The sequence below is a fragment of the Tenacibaculum todarodis genome (assembly GCF_001889045.1).
In the GTDB taxonomy this organism is placed as follows: Bacteria; Bacteroidota; Bacteroidia; order Flavobacteriales; family Flavobacteriaceae; genus Polaribacter; species Polaribacter todarodis.
Map to the genome: position 1 here is coordinate 2806566 of NZ_CP018155.1, position 17567 is coordinate 2824132.

At 28.5% G+C, this 17567-nt stretch carries 18 protein-coding genes; 8 read left to right on the top strand and 10 right to left on the bottom strand.

The genetic code is table 11. The annotated features are described in order from the left end of the window. The first annotated feature begins 16 nt into the window (after positions 1 to 16). From LPB136_RS12850 to LPB136_RS12880, 7 genes are all read left to right on the top strand, one after another. A complete protein-coding gene (locus LPB136_RS12850; RefSeq protein WP_072556719.1) occupies positions 17 to 1423 on the top strand; it encodes an MBL fold metallo-hydrolase in 1407 nt (468 codons plus the stop codon). 6 nt (positions 1424 to 1429) lie between these two features. Beyond that, positions 1430 to 2902, top strand: coding sequence for an alginate O-acetyltransferase AlgX-related protein (locus tag LPB136_RS12855; RefSeq protein ID WP_072556720.1), 1473 nt, complete (start codon positions 1430 to 1432; stop codon positions 2900 to 2902). Positions 2903 to 3467: 565 nt separating this feature from the next. Then, positions 3468 to 4787 carry an MBOAT family O-acyltransferase gene (locus LPB136_RS12860; RefSeq protein WP_083426218.1) on the top strand — a complete coding sequence of 440 codons (1320 nt, stop codon included), beginning with the start codon at positions 3468 to 3470 and terminating at the stop codon, positions 4785 to 4787. A gap of 3 nt (positions 4788 to 4790) precedes the next feature. After that, entirely contained in the window at positions 4791 to 6359 is a 1569-nt protein-coding gene (locus LPB136_RS12865; RefSeq protein WP_072556722.1) for an alginate O-acetyltransferase AlgX-related protein, read from the top strand. A 4-nt stretch (positions 6360 to 6363) separates the two neighbouring features. Beyond that, positions 6364 to 7377, top strand: coding sequence for an alginate O-acetyltransferase AlgX-related protein (locus LPB136_RS12870; RefSeq protein ID WP_072556723.1), 1014 nt, complete (start codon positions 6364 to 6366; stop codon positions 7375 to 7377). Between the two features lie 6 nt (positions 7378 to 7383). After that, entirely contained in the window at positions 7384 to 7746 is a 363-nt protein-coding gene (locus LPB136_RS12875) for a rhodanese-like domain-containing protein (RefSeq protein ID WP_072556724.1), read from the top strand. A 13-nt stretch (positions 7747 to 7759) separates the two neighbouring features. Further along, a complete protein-coding gene (locus LPB136_RS12880) occupies positions 7760 to 8026 on the top strand; it encodes a heavy-metal-associated domain-containing protein (protein WP_072556994.1) in 267 nt (88 codons plus the stop codon). Between the two features lie 55 nt (positions 8027 to 8081). Here LPB136_RS12880 and LPB136_RS12885 read toward each other — a convergent pair whose 3' ends face one another. The 9 genes from LPB136_RS12885 to LPB136_RS12925 all read right to left on the bottom strand — a co-directional run bounded on the left by LPB136_RS12885 (position 8082) and on the right by LPB136_RS12925 (position 16467). Continuing rightward, positions 8082 to 8897: a T9SS type A sorting domain-containing protein gene (locus LPB136_RS12885; protein WP_083426219.1), complete on the bottom strand. Its 816-nt coding sequence runs from the start codon at positions 8895 to 8897 to the stop codon at positions 8082 to 8084. Between the two features lie 90 nt (positions 8898 to 8987). Next, the gene (locus LPB136_RS12890; protein ID WP_072556726.1) at positions 8988 to 9779 is read right to left on the bottom strand and encodes a class I SAM-dependent methyltransferase; all 792 of its coding nucleotides are present in this window, start codon (positions 9777 to 9779) and stop codon (positions 8988 to 8990) included. 193 nt (positions 9780 to 9972) lie between these two features. Continuing rightward, the gene (locus LPB136_RS12895; RefSeq protein ID WP_072556727.1) at positions 9973 to 12318 is read right to left on the bottom strand and encodes a TonB-dependent receptor; all 2346 of its coding nucleotides are present in this window, start codon (positions 12316 to 12318) and stop codon (positions 9973 to 9975) included. 474 nt (positions 12319 to 12792) lie between these two features. Further along, complete coding sequence (gene arfB, locus LPB136_RS12900; RefSeq protein ID WP_072556728.1) at positions 12793 to 13197, bottom strand: alternative ribosome rescue aminoacyl-tRNA hydrolase ArfB; 405 nt, start codon at positions 13195 to 13197, stop codon at positions 12793 to 12795. Next, positions 13197 to 13856: an AAA family ATPase gene (locus LPB136_RS12905; protein WP_072556729.1), complete on the bottom strand. Its 660-nt coding sequence runs from the start codon at positions 13854 to 13856 to the stop codon at positions 13197 to 13199. The genes arfB and LPB136_RS12905 overlap by 1 nt, the downstream gene beginning before the upstream one ends. Continuing rightward, complete coding sequence (gene pnuC, locus LPB136_RS12910) at positions 13817 to 14449, bottom strand: nicotinamide riboside transporter PnuC (protein ID WP_072556730.1); 633 nt, start codon at positions 14447 to 14449, stop codon at positions 13817 to 13819. Before pnuC ends, LPB136_RS12905 begins: the two co-directional genes overlap by 40 nt. Next, positions 14433 to 14693, bottom strand: coding sequence for a thiamine-binding protein (locus tag LPB136_RS12915; RefSeq protein WP_072556731.1), 261 nt, complete (start codon positions 14691 to 14693; stop codon positions 14433 to 14435). The genes pnuC and LPB136_RS12915 overlap by 17 nt, the downstream gene beginning before the upstream one ends. Before the next feature lie 119 nt (positions 14694 to 14812). Further along, entirely contained in the window at positions 14813 to 15535 is a 723-nt protein-coding gene (locus tag LPB136_RS12920; RefSeq protein ID WP_335743862.1) for a phosphoglycerol geranylgeranyltransferase, read from the bottom strand. A 50-nt stretch (positions 15536 to 15585) separates the two neighbouring features. After that, positions 15586 to 16467, bottom strand: a complete 882-nt coding sequence (locus tag LPB136_RS12925) for an AraC family transcriptional regulator (protein ID WP_072556733.1) — start codon at positions 16465 to 16467, stop codon at positions 15586 to 15588. A gap of 24 nt (positions 16468 to 16491) precedes the next feature. On the opposite strand from LPB136_RS12925, the gene LPB136_RS12930 reads away from it, so the two are divergent. Continuing rightward, the gene (locus tag LPB136_RS12930; RefSeq protein WP_237267396.1) at positions 16492 to 16914 is read left to right on the top strand and encodes a DUF983 domain-containing protein; all 423 of its coding nucleotides are present in this window, start codon (positions 16492 to 16494) and stop codon (positions 16912 to 16914) included. An 8-nt stretch (positions 16915 to 16922) separates the two neighbouring features. Here LPB136_RS12930 and LPB136_RS12935 read toward each other — a convergent pair whose 3' ends face one another. Next, a complete protein-coding gene (locus tag LPB136_RS12935) occupies positions 16923 to 17549 on the bottom strand; it encodes a 4'-phosphopantetheinyl transferase family protein (protein WP_072556735.1) in 627 nt (208 codons plus the stop codon). Positions 17550 to 17567 lie beyond the last annotated feature (18 nt).

Genomic DNA, 17567 nt, shown 5'->3' on the forward strand with positions numbered 1-17567 from the left:
AAAGAATACAAGAATAATGATAATAGAACAAATTTATACAGGCTGTTTGGCACAAGGAGCTTATTATATAGAAAGTAACGGAGAGGTTGCTATAATAGATCCACTACGTGAAGTAGAAGATTATATTACCAAAGCAGATAAAAATGAAGCTAAAATTAAATATATTTTCGAAACACACTTTCATGCAGATTTTGTTAGCGGTCATGTTACTTTGGCAGAAAAAACTGGAGCAGAAATAGTGTATGGACCAACAGCAAAAACAAGTTTTAATGCTATAATTGCTGAAGATAATCAAGTTTTTGAAGTAGGTGATATTACAATTACGGTACTACACACTCCAGGACATACAATGGAAAGTACTTGTTATTTATTGAAAGATGAACAAGGAAATAATCATGCTATTTTTAGTGGAGACACCTTGTTTTTAGGTGATGTTGGAAGACCAGATTTAGCTCAAAAGGGAGATTTGACACAAGAAGATTTAGCAGGCTTGTTATTTGATAGCTTGCGTAACAAGGTGATGGTTTTAGCAGATGATGTAATAGTATATCCAGCACATGGAGCAGGTTCTGCTTGTGGTAAAAACTTAAGTAAAGAAACTGTAGGTACAATTGGAGATCAAAAGAAAACCAACTATGCACTTAGAGGAGATATGACCAAAGAAGAATTTATTAAAGAAGTAACAGATGGTTTGTTGCCTCCGCCAGCATATTTTCCTCTAAATGTAAAGTTGAATAAAGAAGGTTATGAATCGTTAGATCAGATTGTTAAGACTTCTAAAAAACCACTATCTGTTGCTGATTTTGAATTAATTGCAAACGAAACGGATGCAATCATTTTAGATGTACGTCATCAATCAGAATTTATAAAAGGATTTATTCCGCAGTCAATTTTTATTGGCTTAGGAGGAACTTTTGCACCTTGGGTTGGCGCGTTAATAAAAGATATTACGCAACCGATTTTATTAGTTACTCCAATTGGAGAAGAAGAAACTACAATTACACGTTTATCTCGTGTTGGTTTCGATAATGTTTTAGGATATTTAGATGGTAGTTTTGATGCTTGGAAAAAAGCAAATAAAGAAATTGATACGTTAGAATCGGTTTCTGCAGCTACTTTGGAAGAAAAAATAAATGAAAACGCACTTGTATTCGATGTTAGAAAACCTGGGGAATATGACAGTGAACATATTGAAAACGTGCCAAGTACTCCGCTAGATTTCTTGAATAATCATATTTCGGAATTTCCAAACGATAAAGATTTTTATGTGCATTGTGCAGGTGGTTATCGTTCTGTAATTGCTTCTTCAATTTTAAAAGCCCGTGGATTTCATAATGTAATTGATATTGCTGGTGGTTATGGTGCAATTAAAAATACTACTATTAAAAGAACAGCAACAGTTTGTCCTTCAACTTTAAAATAAATATAGATGAAGTCTAAGCTTTTGTTTCTTGTTGTTGTTTTTGTTTTGAGTAATAAAGCTTTTACTTTTCAAATTAAAAAACTAACGTTTGGTGAGTTATCTTTTATTTCGAAATTGCCAGATCCTAAGAGTATTAATTATCCCAATTGTAATTTTTCAGTTGTTCTTTTAACGTCTGAAAATGAAAAAATAAGCGTTATTTTTAGAGGTATAAAAAATAATGAATTACTAGTTGCATCAACTTTAAAAAAAGGGGATAAATTAAAATTGAATTTAGTTCCTTTTAAAAATACGTCTTCAGAAATACAACAAATGCAACTTTCAGATGATATAGAAGATTTTGATTTACCTATATATTTTGCAAGTAACTTTTCTAAAGTTAAATCATATTTAAAGAAAAATAAAGTAAATAAAAATAAAGTAAAAGAAGAAAAATTAGTAATAAAACCAAGAAGTAGATTCGCAATAAAACAACGGAAAAAGTATATTAAGAAAGACTTAAAGGCGTTAAGAAAACGTTATAAGAAAGAAGGAAGTAGCAATTGGGAATCTTGGTATGACAGCACATTAGATTACCGAAAAGAATATATTAAATCTTTTAGTAAAAAGGAGGAAAAATGGGTCGAAAATTCTTTTTTTTCAGCTGGAAAAGCATTTCATAAACAAAAGGAAGGTAACTTTGTGGATGCAATGGTTGAATTTAAGGATTACTTAAATAAGTTTAATATAGATTTAATTTTAGTAAGAGTCCCTTATAAAGGAGAGATTTGTGCTGACTTGTTTATAGAGCATCCTCCAGAAAATTTAATAATAGATCCTTATGTTTTAAAAATAACAAAAGAGTTATTAGAGAATGATCTAGAAGTAATAAATATAACTCCACGGCTTATAAAAGAAAGACTAAATTCTCCTTTGACGTATTTTTATAATGATTTTACTGAATCACATCCAGGGGAAAAAGTCTCTTTGGTTATTGCAGATGAAGTTGTTAATAGAGTTAAAAGATACCCTTTTTTTAAAAAAGAAAGTAAAAAGGAAAATATAATTTCAGAAAAAAAAGAGAATCAATTTAGAAATAGGAAAAAATATAAATGGCCTAATGGAAATGATATATATCAAGCAACAGATGATATTACATATTCAGCTGTTATTAATGAACAGAAAACCCCATTTTTATTAACAGACAAATCTAAATCTAGTATTCTTTTTGTTGGAAATTCTTTTTTAGCATATCCATCATTCAAGAAAGGGGCAAGTGTACCGCATTATTTTAAACAACAAAGTAATATTACTCCTGATGTTTTTTTAAGAAGTGGTGGCTCAGGATTTGGTAGATTGATTTTTAAAAACGGAGAGAAATATTTAGAAGGAAAAAAAGTTTTAGTTTATATTGTGCATCCAGATCATTTTCAAGGAGATGTTTTGAAAATTCCTGAAGCGTATAAATTTAAAAAGGATGAATTTTTAGAAAAAAAATAGTTAAATTATCAAAAGAAAATTGGAAAAATCTTACATATTTATCTGCACCTTTTAAATTTAATAAAACCAAGAATGAAAAAGAGTTTTACATTCTTTGTAATGGTAATTTAAAGGTTTTTCCGAAAATTATTAATAAGAATAAATCTGATAAATAGACTAGGTTAATTATAAATTTGATAAAAACATATATTACATAAAAGTACCTATAAAGTTTACAAGCATAGTTCCTGGGTATTTAAAAGTAAGTTATAACAATATTTCAAAAAAAATAGTTAGAACAAAAAATGTTAAAGATAGCCATACAGAAACAGTCTATTTTAATATAAGTATGAATAGTAAAGAGCTTATAATAGAATTTTTAAAAACAAGAAGTTCTAGGCCCCTAGAAATAGAAAGTATTACAATTAACTCTCTCAAAAGTAAATAAGATTTGGTTTTTAGCTCTTACTTTTTTATATTTTATTTTCTGCCAATAGCATTGGTATTATACTACTTATCTCCCAAAAAAATACGCCACCTTACATTAACAATTATAAGTTATGTTTTTTACGGTTGGGCTAACCCAATGTTTATTTTATTAATGCTCTTTAGCACAACTATAGATTACATTTGTGGGCTCTTTATTTCTGAAAGTATTGGAGAATGGGGTAAACCAATTAAGCTGCTAAATAAGAATTCTACAAGAACTAAAGTTCAATATAGAGCTTTATTAATATCAATAATTTCAAATTTAAGCCTTTTGGCTTTTTTTAAATATTTTAACTTTGGTATTGAAAGTTATAATGGTTTAATGACAGGGTTGGGTTTTGATAATTATCAATATGATAGTTTTTTTAGAGTTATACTTCCTTTAGGAATTAGCTTTTATACATTTCAAAGTATGAGTTATACTATAGATATATATAGAGGTAATGCAAAGGCTATTAGGAATTTTATTGACTTTACGTGTTTTGTTTCTATGTTTCCTCAATTAGTAGCAGGACCTATTATAAGATTTCAAGAAATAGCAAACCAATTAGAAACTAGAACTCATACAATACAAAAATTTACTAGAGGTATTGCCTTTTTTAGTTTAGGTCTAGCAAAAAAAATTTTATTAGCAAATCCCTGTGGGAAAATTGCAGACTCTTGTTTTAATGCCGTAGAAGTTGGTTTTATTGATTCTTGGTATGGTGCAATAGCTTATGCTTTTCAAATATATTTTGATTTTAGTGGTTATACAGATATGGCTATCGGTATAGGTTTAATGCTGGGTTTTGTTTTTTCTAAAAATTTCGACTCTCCATATTCATCAAGAAGCATTACAGATTTCTGGAGAAAATGGCACATTTCATTATCAACATGGTTAAGAGATTATTTATACATACCGTTAGGGGGAAACAAAAAAGGAAAACATAGAACTTACATAAACTTAATGATTGTAATGTTACTAGGAGGTTTATGGCATGGAGCCTCATGGAATTTTGTAATTTGGGGTATTATTCATGGAGTGTTTTTATCTATTGAAAGAATGGTGGGTAAAGAAAGTTTGTATAAAAAACTACCAAAGAATGCATCAATATTAGTGACCTTTATTATAGTTGTTTTTGCATGGGTGTTTTTTAGATCAGATACACTTTCTAGCGCAATAAATTACCTAAGCTCAATGTTAGGGTTCAATACAAATGTAATTACAGATAATGTTATAGATATTTTAATTTGGAATCCGTATTACCTTTTATGCTTTATAATTTCTGCTATAGTTGTTTGGTTTTTTCCTCAAACATGGGATTTTACAAAAAAAATAACAATACCAAAAGCTGTATATATTCTTACTTTATTTACTGTTTCCGTAATTACATTATTAACACAAAGTTTTAACCCATTTATTTATTTTATTTTTTAATTAATGAGCGAAAAAAAAATAAATATAACACCAGAAGAATTAGCAAGTTTAGAAGTTGGTAAAACAATAATTAATCCTGTTTTAAGTAAAATACTTTTTTATGTGTTTATAGCAGTAATTACTTTGGTTCCTATAATTCAAAATATATTTAGTGATGGTTCTACATTTTCTGTAAAAACTGAAAAGAATAGCTCTTTATTTAATTTAAATGAAGAGTTAATAACATCTTTTAAAGATTTAGAAAAAGATATTGAAGAGAAATCATTATTACAGCAATATTTTCTACCAAGAGTACAAACTCTATTAACATCAGTTTTTAAAGTAGGAAATGAAAAGGTTTGGATAGACAATGATAAATTATATTTCTATGATTCTAATAAATATGTGTTTTCATCTGGTTTTTTAGATGAACAAAAAATAAAACAAAGAGTAGAAAATGAAGGTGTTTCAGCAAGCCCAATAGCAGCAATAGTAGATTTTAGTAATCAGTTAAAGAAACAAGGTATAGAATTAGTTTTGATGCCAGTTCCTTCAAAAATGTCCATTAATAATACTAAGGGTAAACTAATAAATAACACATCATTTTCTGCATTCATCAATAAAATAAAAAAAGAAAATATTGTAGTTTTAGATCTGTATAATAAATTGTCTGTAGAAGATAAATACCTTAATTTAGATACTCATTGGACACCAAAAACAATGCATAAAGCCAACTTTTTATTAGCCAAAATTCTTGATAGTTTAAAGGTCGAAAAAGGTAATGCTGAATTTGTTATTCATCATACAGCAGTTTCAAATTATGGAGATATTGCAAATATGTTAAAGGTGAAAAAGATTGGCAGGTTATTTGATAAGCAAACAGTAGGTATTAAGCAAGTTTTAGAGAATAACTATCCATTAAAACCAAATAAAAATTCTGACGTGTTGCTATTAGGAGACAGTTTTTCAAATATTTACTCGATAAATAATATGGAATGGGGTATTTCTGCAGGACTATTTGAAAACTTAAGTTTAAGTTTAAATAAAACAATAGATAAAATTACATTAAATAATAACGGTGCTTTTGCAACCCGACAAGAATTAGCTAATAAATTAAATAGAGGAGAGAATAGGTTAGCAGGAAAAAAGGTAATAATATGGCAATTTGCAGAAAGGGAATTATCTTTAGGGAATTGGAAACTAATTCCTTTAAAATATAATCCCAATTTTGAAACAAGTTTTTTAATGTTAAAACAAGAAGATGAAATTATAGTTAATGCTGTGGTTGAAGACGTTGCTAAAATCCCAATGGTTGGTAGTGTGCCTTATAAAGACCATATAGTTTCAGTTCACTTAAAAGAAGTTGTTTCTTCCTTAAATAATAAAAAATTAGGAGATGCAGTAGTATATTTAGAGAGCATGAAAAATAATGTTTGGACGCCAGCAGCTAGTTTAAATGTTGGGACTAAGATTACTCTAAAACTCTCTAATTGGCAAAGAAAAATCAATAAATTCGGGTCTTTAAATCGTTCTGAATTAGATGATGAAATTCTTTCATTGGAAGAACCTTTATGGGGAGAATTAATTAAATAAAATAATGAAAAAAACAGTTTTTATATTAAGTTTAATATTTTTTAATATTTTACAAACTAGATCTCAAAACTTATTAGAAGTTGAAAGTAAAAGAATTTTAACAGATAATAAAACAAAAAAAACGATTAAAGGTCTTGATGGGTGGATGTTTTTAAGAGATGAAATAAACCATTTATCTAAGGGTAAGTTTTATGGAGAAGTTTCCAAAATAACTTCTGAAAACAAACAAAATGGTAGGCAAGATCCAATACCTGCAATTGTAGATTTTAATAATCAACTACAAAAATTAGGAGTAACTTTATTTGTAATGCCAGTTCCTCCTAAAGCTTTGCTTTACCCAGATAAATTATCAAAAAAACTTTCTATTAAAAATACATATGATGTTAATTATAAAGAGTTGTTTAGTAAGTTAGAAAAAAGCGGGGTTAAAACTATAAACCTTATTTCAAAATTTAAAAATAATAGAAGAAAAGGAATAGAAACTTATTGTAAGCAAGATTCTCATTGGAGTCCTAACGGTATTAATACTGCTTCAGAAGAAATACTTAAAAAAGTAAGTGAAAATAGTTGGTACATAGATTACCTTAAAGAAAATAAATTGTCCGAATCTCCAAATAAATTAGAAATAGAAATTGAAGGAGATTTATGGAAGAATTCTAATAAATCAGATAAGAAAGAGAAAATTAAAATCAAACAATATAATAAGTTGTCTCAACTTAATAATAATTCACCCGTACTTTTAATGGGTGACAGCCATTGTCTAATATTTCATTCAAGTAATGATATGTTAGCGGAAAACGCAGGTTTACCTGGTGTATTGGCTTCTAAGTTAGGCTTTAATTTAGATTTGATTGCAGTTAAGGGTTCAGGTACAAATTCAGTTAGAATAGATTTGTACAGAAAAGCAAAAAAAATAGATTGGATTAAAAATAAAAAAGTTGTTATTTGGTGTTTTACAGGTAGAGATTTTTCTGAGTCTATAAGTGGATGGAGAAAGATACCAGTAGTTAAAAATTAATAAATTATGAGAAGTTTACTATGTGTATTTTTAACACTATTTTTTATCTCTTGCAGTAATTCTCAAGAAATAAAATCTATTACAACTAGGGAATTAAAAACAATTTTATCAAATGATAAAATTCAATTATTAGATGTTAGAACTACATCAGAAATTGAGCAGGGATTTATAGAAACAGCTGTCTTTTCAGATGTTAATAAAGATGGTTTTTATGATAGCGTGTCTTCAGTTATAGATAAAAAAAAACCTGTATATATTTACTGTAGAAGTGGAGGGAGAAGTATGAAGGCCTCTAAAATTTTACAAGAAAAAGGGTATAAAGTAATTAATGTTTTGGGTGGATATAACGCTTGGAAACAAGAAAAATAGAAAAATAGAAAAAATGAAAACAAAAATAGAAATAGAAAACCTTAAATGTGGTGGTTGTGCAGCAACTATTAAAAAAGGACTATTAAACTTAGATGGAATTGCTAATGTTGAAGTTGATGTAGAAAAATCAATGGTTTTTGTAACTTCAGAAAATGAAAAAATAGAAGTTATAAAAGAAAAATTATCTAAATTGGGATATCCAGAAGTGGGTGGTAAAAACACTATTGTACACAAGGCAAAATCTTTTGTTAGTTGTGCTGTTGGTAGAATTGATTCTTAAAATAAAAATACTGAACATCACTTAAATGTTCAGTATTTTTTTAAAAATTATATTATTATTTAATAAGTATTTTTTTACTTATTGACGATTTAGAAGTGTTTATTTTTAATATATAAATACCACTAGAAAGATAGTCTAAATTAAGTTCTTTATTCTCGGAACTAAAATCATAACTTTTAAGTAATCTACCATTTAAGCCTATAATTTGTACTTCTTTTAAAGGTGTGTTGCTCGAGTTTTCTATAGTTATTAATCCTTCAGTAGGATTAGGATATATCATTATTCCTTTAGTACTTAATGTGTTGTTATCTACGTTTAATACGTTAGATATTTCTACTTGAATATTGTGAAACCCAAAATCATTTAATTCTCCGTTAGAATTCGGTACAATTTTAAAAGCTGAGATACCAGTTGCATTTGTAGTATTTGTAAAAGTTAATGCGCCAGAACCAATAGCATATAACTTATTAGCTGAAATTTCAGCATCATCTTGGTTTGTAATAGAAATACTTCCTGCTTCTAATGTGTCATAATCAACACCATTTAAAGTGAATGTTACAGGATTATTATTTTTAGTTATAGAAATTGTATAGGGTTGAAGAGCAACTGTTCCGCCTGTACTCAGATAAAAAATAAAATCTCCTGAAGTTAATTCATCAAGTTCCTCATTTCCAGGATGTTCTACATTTAATGTATACGTGTCTGTTCCATTACCTATAGTTTCTGTAATAGAAACAGTGTTTTCATCCACAGCAGTGTCTATAGTAAAGTTAATTGTTTGGCTATTTAAGTAACTACTATTTAATAACATTAGACAATATAATAAGTAGTTATAACCAGATTTTTTAAATGAAAAATAGTTGTTTATCATAATATTTTTTTTTAGATTATTAAAATAATTAGTTATACGAAAGTTAGTTATTAATTAACAATTACCCAAAGGTAAAACACTGTATATTAATTAGTTGTTATTTGTTTCACAAATAACAACTCTAAATTTATTTTTATAGATAATACCTCCATCAGATTGAATGTAGGATTGTATATCTACATCTATTGCATCAAATACTTTTTCGAAACCGCTATTATCTATCGCTTTTGCTACAGGGCCAGCAGATAATAATCCTTTTAAAGCTGTTATAGAATTGGGATAATCCCAAATTGAATCCACGTCATTACTTGAAATTATTTTAAAACCAACCTCTTCTAATGTTCGCTCAAGTAGTTTGTTTTCTGAAAGAGCAAAAGGACCAGCTGCTCCTGGAGGTGGTGGCGGAAGTAAACTTTCAATAGTTTTTAGATAGGTTAATGCTTCACAGTCTTCTTTGTTACCCCAAATCATTACTGTTAGTTTTCCATTATCTTTTAAGACCCTTTTAGCTTCCGTAAATGCATTTTTTATATTATTAGCATATTGATAGGAGTTAAACCCACAAACAAAATCAAATGAATTATCATCAAAAGGTAGTTCTTCCATTTCACCTGTTAAAAATTTTATGTTTGAATTTCTTTTTTTAGCGTATTTAATAAGCTCTTCACTCGCGTCAATTCCGGTAACATCAATTTCTTGTTTTGTAGCTAAATCACAAAAATATCCTGTACCACAACCTACATCTAATAAAGTTTGGTTAGGTTCTATTTTAAGTAATTCTAATGCGTGTCTATATCCAGAATCTCCTGTTAGTTCTTGTATGTTAGCCCAATCTTTGGGTCTTTTTCCCCAAAGTTCTCCTTGTATTTTTTGTGATCCCATACTTTATTCTTAGGGTTATTTATAACTCTTATTTAACTAAATAATAGCATATTTAAGTTAAGCAAGTACTAAGTTATCTTAATAACACTAAAAAAAATAAGGGTATTACTTCTTTAACAAAAGGTAAAACCTTGTTTAACAAAAAAATCTCGAGCATTTGCTCGAGATTTTTTCTTCCAAAGGAAAAAATATTTTAAAACTTTAAAGTAGCACCAATTAAAAAGTTTCTTGTTGCTTGCGGATAATAACCAGAGCCATCTACAGTTGTTGTAGTGCCTGGATTAGACCAAGTATCATCATAGGTATAATAATAACCTCTGTCTACATATTCTTTATTAAAAATGTTATTTACTAAAGCTGTAAACACTATAGATTTAAATATTTTATTAGTTTGTATTTCATAAACTAGGTTTAAATCACTTGTGAAAAAACCTTCTAAAACATCTAAGTCAGAAACTTTACTATCTAAATTACTCATTAATTGTTTACCAACGTATTTAGATAATAATGCTACTTGAAAATTATTTGTTGGACTATATGTTATTGCATTTCCAAAAACTATATCTGGAGAAAATGTAATTGGTGTGTTTCCTAAGTTTTGTAAAACTCCGTCAACTTCTGCATTATAATCTTGATTTATATTTTTGCTAAAAGAAACATTTGGTCTAATTGAAACTTGTTCAGATAATTTAATATCTGCATCAATTTCTAAACCTAAACGGTAACTTTTTCCGCTCGAAGCTCGCAATGGCTCTCCAGTATTTTGATCAATTGCACCCGTTAATATTAATTGGTTTTGGTAATCCATATAATATACGTTGGTATTTAATTTTACTTTTTCGTTTTTTAAACGCCAACCTAATTCATAATCATCTAAACTTTCATGTTGAGAGTTTCCGCCTTCAAAATCGGTTCTGTTTGGTTCTCTATTTGCGCGTGCATAAGAAGCATACAAACTGTTTTGTTCGTTTAAAGTATATGTTAAACCTAACTTAGGATTAAAAAAACTGTAATCTGCATCAACATCAATTGGATCTCTATCAGAAGTTAAACCTGCAGTTGTATAGTTTACAAATCTTCCTTGTAAATCAACAAAAGCTTTTAAATCTTCAGCTATATTAAAGGTTGCTTTAGAGAAAATACTAAAATCTGTTTTGGTTGAATTACTTTCATAATAACGATCATAAATTGATGTATTTGGAGCTAAATCGTTTCCCCAAAGAATTTCTCCGTAATGATCATTTTTGTAATTATTATAAGAAACACCTGAAATTAGATCAAAATTATCGCCTTTATAATCAGCATTAAAATTAGCAACATAAAAATGATTATCTAACCAACGTTGTACAATAACATCACTTCCGTCTACAATTAAATTATTGTAGTCTGCTGCGTCTCTACCAGCTTTATATTGCTCATAATACCCTTTTCCTCTTGTGTAGTTTAAACCCAAGTTTGTAGACCATTTGTCATTCAGCTTTTCATTCCAATGTAATTGATAATGATCTTGATTGTAATTATCCGTTTCGTTTTCATACGTATAAGGATTAAATCTTCTGTCAGTTGCTAATTGTGCAGCATCAATTCCTTCCCATGCTTGGTAAGTATGTTCTTCTCCTCCAAAAACAATTGCTTTTACCAATGTGTTTTCATCGGAATAACTTCCTTGTAAAAAGTACGATTTTAAATCAGTAAATGCTCTATCAATATAACCGTCCGAATAAATATTAGACAAACGACCTGCAAGCTCAAAATGCTCGTTTATTTTACCAGTAGTAAATTTTACGGTGTGTTTTCTTGTTCCGTAAGAACCAAAAGAATTAGAAATTTCTCCACCAGCTTCTTCAGAAATAGCATCGGTTAAAATGTTTAAACTTGCACCAAAAGCACCAGAACCATTTGTTGATGTTCCAACACCACGTTGTAGTTGTAAACTTTGTGTTGATGAAGCAAAATCACCCATATTCACCCAAAAAGAACCTTGACTTTCAGAGTCGTTAAAAGGAATTCCGTTTAAAGTAACATTAACTCTAGAAGCATCAGAACCACGAACACGAATGTAGGTATAACCAATTCCTGCACCAGCGTCTGAAGACGAAATAACGTTTGGCATATAGTTCATTAACATTGGAATGTCTTGTCCTAAATTACGTTTAGCAATTTCTTTTTTGGTTAAGTTAGAATGTGTTACAGGCGCATCTGCTTGTACACGAACTGCGGAAACTAAAACTTCATCCAACTTAGATAAATCAGAAAATAATTCAACAAAAACATGCTCGTTTTTAAGAATTTCTTGTGTAAAATAACCAGTTCTAAAGCCTAAAAACGAAACTTCAATTTTGTGAGTTCCTTTAGGTAAACTTAGTTTAAACTTTCCTTCAAAGTCCGAAGTAGTTCCTTTTTTTAATGCGCTAACGGCAATAGTAGCACCAACAAGTGGTTCTTGATTTTCATCTACAACCTTTCCTGAAAAAGTGTAGTTTTGGGAGTTTGCAACTGCTGTTACAAACAAGAATAAAAAAATGATAGATTTTTTCATTTTAAAAAATTTTAAAACGAATAAAAAGAGGTAATTATTCTTGTGATTAATATTGAATAATTAGTTATCGAACATTAAATAAAGAAAAAGCATAGCTTTTTCGCTACTCACTAAAAACATCTACAAGATGTTTTCTTAACGCTCGCAATCCCTAAACAGCATTATCTGTTCTAGGTTCATTGGGTATGATCTCAGCCTTTCTTAGTAATCAGTAATCAGTAATCAGTCTACAGTTTAACTGCCTACTGAATACTAAAAAACTGCCAACTAAAATTAGCACCCCTTTATGAGAACGCGGCAAAGGTATATTGGAAAAATTGATTAGAAAACAAAAAAACGATTTTTCTTTTTAGAAGCTATTTCCTGCTTTCACTACTCGCTTTTTTTGGCATTTCGACTACGCTCAATAACCAAAAAAGAGCTCAAACAAGCCGTTCAATCAGGGCTAAGCTTACTTGCCAATTATTAGAAAACTTAATCTAATTTTGGTTTTCTTCTCAAAGCTTTTTTAACGGAAGTTCTTTTTTTATGTTCTGCCTTTCTTTTAACAGAAGCTTTACTTGGTTTTGTTTTCCTTCTAATTTTGGGGCGTTTTATACCAATTTTAATAAGATCCAAAAAACGTTTAATGGCAATATCTTTATTTCTATGTTGAGAACGAGATTCTGAGCAATATAAAATAAGGATATTCTCTTTTGTAAGTTTAGATGAAAGTTTGTCCTTTAAACGTTCTTTTTCATCATCAGACAAAGAAGTAGAATTCTCTAAATCGAATGATAATTCTATTTTAGAAGACACTTTATTTACGTGTTGCCCACCAGCACCAGAACTTCTGGTAGCCTTAAAAGATAATTCTTTTATGATGGTTTCAGAATTCATTAGTAATCAAAAGAATTACCAAAATCATCTGTATTCTGGTGTAAGAAATGCATATCTAAATCTAATAAAGAATCTGAAAAAGAAAATAAATCATCTTTCTCAGCAATCAATTTATCAATAGCAATTGTAGCTTCTTTAAGGCGCGTTTCTTTATCACCTTTTAATAAGATGTAGTTTTTGTTATGCTTTTTCAAGGCATTTTCAAAAGTAGTAAACATTTCCAAACGCTCTTCAGGTTTGTCGCGTAAATCATCTGCTTCCCAAGGCGTATCAATATAGGTTAGCAAATATAAATCGTATTTATTTTCTTTTGCTGCTTTATCTAATTCTGGATCAACAAAACCGCCATAATATTCTTCTGAATACACTTTGGTTTCTAATAAATCGGTATCACAAATTAAAACCTTATCAGCTTTTTTAGCTAAGGTGTTTTCTAATTTCATTTGCCCTTTTGCAATAGGAATTAAATCAGAAGCCTCGCAAGTTTTACGTTCGTTATTCCATTTGTCTTGTAAATACTCACGTGCAAATTCTGGTGCCCAAACAGTATTGTAATGACGTGCAAGTTGTGTAGAAAGTGTAGTTTTACCTGTGCTTTCTGGTCCAAATAAAACAACCTTTACAAGATTGATTGATTTTTGTCTAAGTTTTTTTTCCATGCTATGTAGCCAAATATTGCTATAAATGTAAATCCAAAATATTGGAAACTTGTAAATGTAAATCCTTTATAGAAGTATAAAGGTACAGAAATGATGTTTCCTACAATCCAGAATAACCAATTTTCTATTTTTCTTTTTGCCATTAACCACATACCAACAAAGAAAATTGCTGTTGTAATAGTGTCTGCATACGCAACCCAACTTGTCCATTTGTCAAAGGTTTTGTAAACGATATAAACAAAAACTAAGGTTGCTAAAAAGATGGCTATTGAAATTTTCTTGTCTTTTAATGTAGTTTTAGAAATCGGATTAACAACTTCTCCATCTTTTGTACGAGTCCAAATATACCAACCATAAACACTCATTATAAAATAGTAGCCATTAATCATCATATCACCTAAAAGTTCCCATTTTAAAAGCAAATAGACAAAAATTGCGGTACTTATCATTCCAGTTGGAAACACCCAAATTTTATTTTGTTTGGAGAACCAAACAGATAAAAAACCAAAAATTACTGCTATAATTTCTAAAGTTGTATCAACTGTAGAATAGTCTTTATATTGACCAAAAAGGAAATCAAAAATGTGGCTCATAATTACTTCTATCAGATTTTACTATTTTTAAATTTACGACAACATTTTCTTGATTTTCAAACGATTTTTTAATTTCTGAAGTTAAAAAAGGCATTAATAAATCATATTCGCCATAAATTTGAGTGCTCATTGGGTTTTCTAAAACAGTAAACTTAGATGCGCGTAAACGTTTTATAAACGTAATAATATGATCCTCAAAATTATTATTGAGAGGTAACAAAGTAAGTTCTATAGATATTTTCATTAGAAAATTATTTTTAAAAATCAAAAGTACATTTTTATAATCAATGTCATTCCTGCGGAGGCAGGAATCTCGATTATGTATTTATAGATTCCTGCCTTCGCAGGAATGACAAAACACAACTATTTTTTCAATTGATTAAAAAATGATGTGTCTTTTTCAAAAGCAGTTCCAATTACCACTAAATCTGCTCCTGCATTAAAGGCTTCATCTAATTGTTTTTTAGAACAAATTCCGCCTCCAACAATTAAGGGAATAGATAAATTATCAGAAACTGCTTTAATAATGTTTTCATTTACAGAAATTTTTGCGCCACTTCCAGCTTCTAAATAAATAAGTTTTTTACCTGAGAATTCACCAGCTAAAGCAGTGTTTAAAACAAGTTTTAAATTGTCTTGAGAAATTGGTGTTGTATTACTTACTTTTTGAGTTGCAGTTTTAGTTCCTCCGTCAATTAAGATGTAACCAGTTGGTAAAATATCTAAATCTGATTTTTTTAAAATTGAAGCAGCTTTAATTTGTTGCTCAATTAAATATTCAGGATTTCTACCAGAAAGTAAACTTAAAAACAAGATTCCGTCTGCTTTTTGTGAAATTTGTGAAACATCACCAGGAAATAAAATAACAGGTAAATCAGTAGTTTCTTTTATAGCAGAAACTACGTTTTCTGTTTGGTTTTTTTCATCTGTACTTCCCCCAACAAAAATATGCGTAGCAATAGATTGATGCACTTTTTCAAAAAATGAAACTGTATTTTCAACTTCAAACTTTTCTGGGTCAATTAAAACTGCTAATAGTTTTTTGTTTGCTGCTTTTGCTGATATAATGTTTTGGTAAATATTCACAATTGCGAAAATACAAATTACTAAATTATAGATAATAATTAGTTTTTATTCTATTTAAAAATAGCATATTTTTTTCTAAAACTTAAAGGTGTAAAACCGGTTTTTAATTTAAAAAACTTAGAAAAATAAGCATAATTTGTAAATTGTAGCGTATCAGAAATATCTGCTAAATTATTTTCAGAGTGTATCATTAACCTTTTAGATTCTAAAATAATTCTCTCAGAAATTAACTGACTTGTAGTTTTATTAATTGCATTTTTTACAACTCTGTTAAGGTGTTTTGTTGTTATATTTAATTGATTTGCATAAAACTTAGGGAATTTTTCTCTATAAAAATTTGTGTTAATTAAATTTTCTAAGTTTTCTAATATTACAGAGTAATTAGTAGAAACCAATTCTTCTATATCAATATTAGCTGTATAAGCTCTTGTTAGTTCTATGTAAATATTATTTACAATGTTTGTTATTTTTAATTCTCGTAATAAGTTTTTCTGAAGATATTCTTTATATACTTCTTCAAAAAGCATTTTTAATTTATTTAATTCTTTTTTCGATAAATCTAATAAAGGTGGATTTTGGTTAGAATAAAAAAATGGAAATGACTGAAGTGTATGGTCTAAAAATTTTAAATTATAAAATTCTAATGAATGAAAAAATATAAAACCTTCTGGTTTTGTTTCAAACTTCCAAGAGTGTGTTTGTCCAGGTTTTAAGAAAAATACTTTACCAGAATTAACTTGGTAAGAATTAAAGTCTATTTCATGAGTTCCAGAACCTTGTGTAAATATAACGCAAAGGTAAAAGTTATGGCTATGTGGCTTTTTTAATAACTTCTTATTTAAATCTATATGATTCGAAAATGAATTGATGTAGAAATCATTTAATGTTTCAGGTTCTTTAAATTGATTAATTTTTAAAACTGGTATTTTCATGATGATGTCTTAAAAGTATAAAAAATGGCGATTATGTTATATGAAGTTTCTAACTATATTACTTTAATTTTGCATAAAAATAGTATAAATATTATGCCAAAAGTATTAAATATATTAAAATGTAAATGTCCTAATTGTAAAGATGGGAAAATGTTTTATAAGACAGGTAACTTTTTGTTACTTAAAGCACCAAAAATGAATGCTTTTTGTAAAAAGTGTAATTTTAAATTCGAAAAAGAACCTGGTTTCTTCTTCGGGTCTATGTTTGTAAGTTACGCTCTTGTAGCTGCAGAAATGATAGCAACTGCAGTTTTATTTAGATTAATATTAAACTTTTCATATATAAATGTTATCATAATTGCTATAACAATAGCTATACTATTAAGTACTTTTAACTTTAGAAGCTCTAGATCTATTTGGATTTATATGTTTTATAGTGAAGATTAGGTTTTTCATTAATAAGCAAAAACACAAGTAAAACCATCAAACTCTAAAAAGTGAATTCCGTATGAATTAATTTCTCCTTCATATCTAATCTCTCCAGTAGTTCTTTCATCTTCAAACTTAAAATCTTCAATATAAATATGATGTAAGAATAAGAGTTTTTTCTTTCCGTAGATTTTATACAAACTTTCTTTTGCTCCCCAAACAATCGTCAATTTACTAATTAATGCATCATGATTTGCAATGGTTTTGTATTCTTCAATTGGTGTGAATTTATGCGCTATTTTTAAGATTTTATCACGTTGTTTTTCAATATCAATTCCAACATGTTTATCATCAGAAATAATTAAGCCAGAAAAGGTAAAAGAATGCGTGATAGAAATATGCTTTCCATCTTTTAAATAGGGTTTCCCAAATTCATCATAAAACAAATCATTATCTGTATAACCTGCTTCTTTTAGCAAATGTCTAACGCTTAGAAAACCGCGTTGATGCAATTCAGATTTCATTCCGTTTAAACGAGTTTGACTGTTCTCTGTCAGAATAATATCTGCATTTAATGCTTCAAAAGATTCTTCAATCTTCCAAATCAGAACTTTAGTGTTATTATCTACCGTTAAACTTTTGTAAAGAGCCATAATTTTTAAAATGGATGT

What these genes read in the sequence shown, in the direction of transcription:
- LPB136_RS12935 (WP_072556735.1), bottom strand. Translation starts at nt 17,549, where the DNA reads ATGGCTCTTTACAAAAGTTTAACGGTAGATAATAACACTAAAGTTCTG.
- LPB136_RS12885 (WP_083426219.1), bottom strand. Translation starts at nt 8,897, where the DNA reads ATGATAAACAACTATTTTTCATTTAAAAAATCTGGTTATAACTACTTA.
- LPB136_RS12925 (WP_072556733.1), bottom strand. Translation starts at nt 16,467, where the DNA reads ATGAAAATACCAGTTTTAAAAATTAATCAATTTAAAGAACCTGAAACA.
- LPB136_RS12890 (WP_072556726.1), bottom strand. Translation starts at nt 9,779, where the DNA reads ATGGGATCACAAAAAATACAAGGAGAACTTTGGGGAAAAAGACCCAAA.
- LPB136_RS12915 (WP_072556731.1), bottom strand. Translation starts at nt 14,693, where the DNA reads ATGAAAATATCTATAGAACTTACTTTGTTACCTCTCAATAATAATTTT.
- LPB136_RS12850 (WP_072556719.1), top strand. Translation starts at nt 17, where the DNA reads ATGATAATAGAACAAATTTATACAGGCTGTTTGGCACAAGGAGCTTAT.
- pnuC (WP_072556730.1), bottom strand. Translation starts at nt 14,449, where the DNA reads ATGAGCCACATTTTTGATTTCCTTTTTGGTCAATATAAAGACTATTCT.
- LPB136_RS12930 (WP_237267396.1), top strand. Translation starts at nt 16,492, where the DNA reads ATGGCGATTATGTTATATGAAGTTTCTAACTATATTACTTTAATTTTG.
- LPB136_RS12875 (WP_072556724.1), top strand. Translation starts at nt 7,384, where the DNA reads ATGAGAAGTTTACTATGTGTATTTTTAACACTATTTTTTATCTCTTGC.
- LPB136_RS12895 (WP_072556727.1), bottom strand. Translation starts at nt 12,318, where the DNA reads ATGAAAAAATCTATCATTTTTTTATTCTTGTTTGTAACAGCAGTTGCA.
- LPB136_RS12905 (WP_072556729.1), bottom strand. Translation starts at nt 13,856, where the DNA reads ATGGAAAAAAAACTTAGACAAAAATCAATCAATCTTGTAAAGGTTGTT.
- LPB136_RS12880 (WP_072556994.1), top strand. Translation starts at nt 7,760, where the DNA reads ATGAAAACAAAAATAGAAATAGAAAACCTTAAATGTGGTGGTTGTGCA.
- LPB136_RS12865 (WP_072556722.1), top strand. Translation starts at nt 4,791, where the DNA reads ATGAGCGAAAAAAAAATAAATATAACACCAGAAGAATTAGCAAGTTTA.
- LPB136_RS12870 (WP_072556723.1), top strand. Translation starts at nt 6,364, where the DNA reads ATGAAAAAAACAGTTTTTATATTAAGTTTAATATTTTTTAATATTTTA.
- LPB136_RS12860 (WP_083426218.1), top strand. Translation starts at nt 3,468, where the DNA reads ATGTTTATTTTATTAATGCTCTTTAGCACAACTATAGATTACATTTGT.
- LPB136_RS12855 (WP_072556720.1), top strand. Translation starts at nt 1,430, where the DNA reads ATGAAGTCTAAGCTTTTGTTTCTTGTTGTTGTTTTTGTTTTGAGTAAT.
- arfB (WP_072556728.1), bottom strand. Translation starts at nt 13,197, where the DNA reads ATGAATTCTGAAACCATCATAAAAGAATTATCTTTTAAGGCTACCAGA.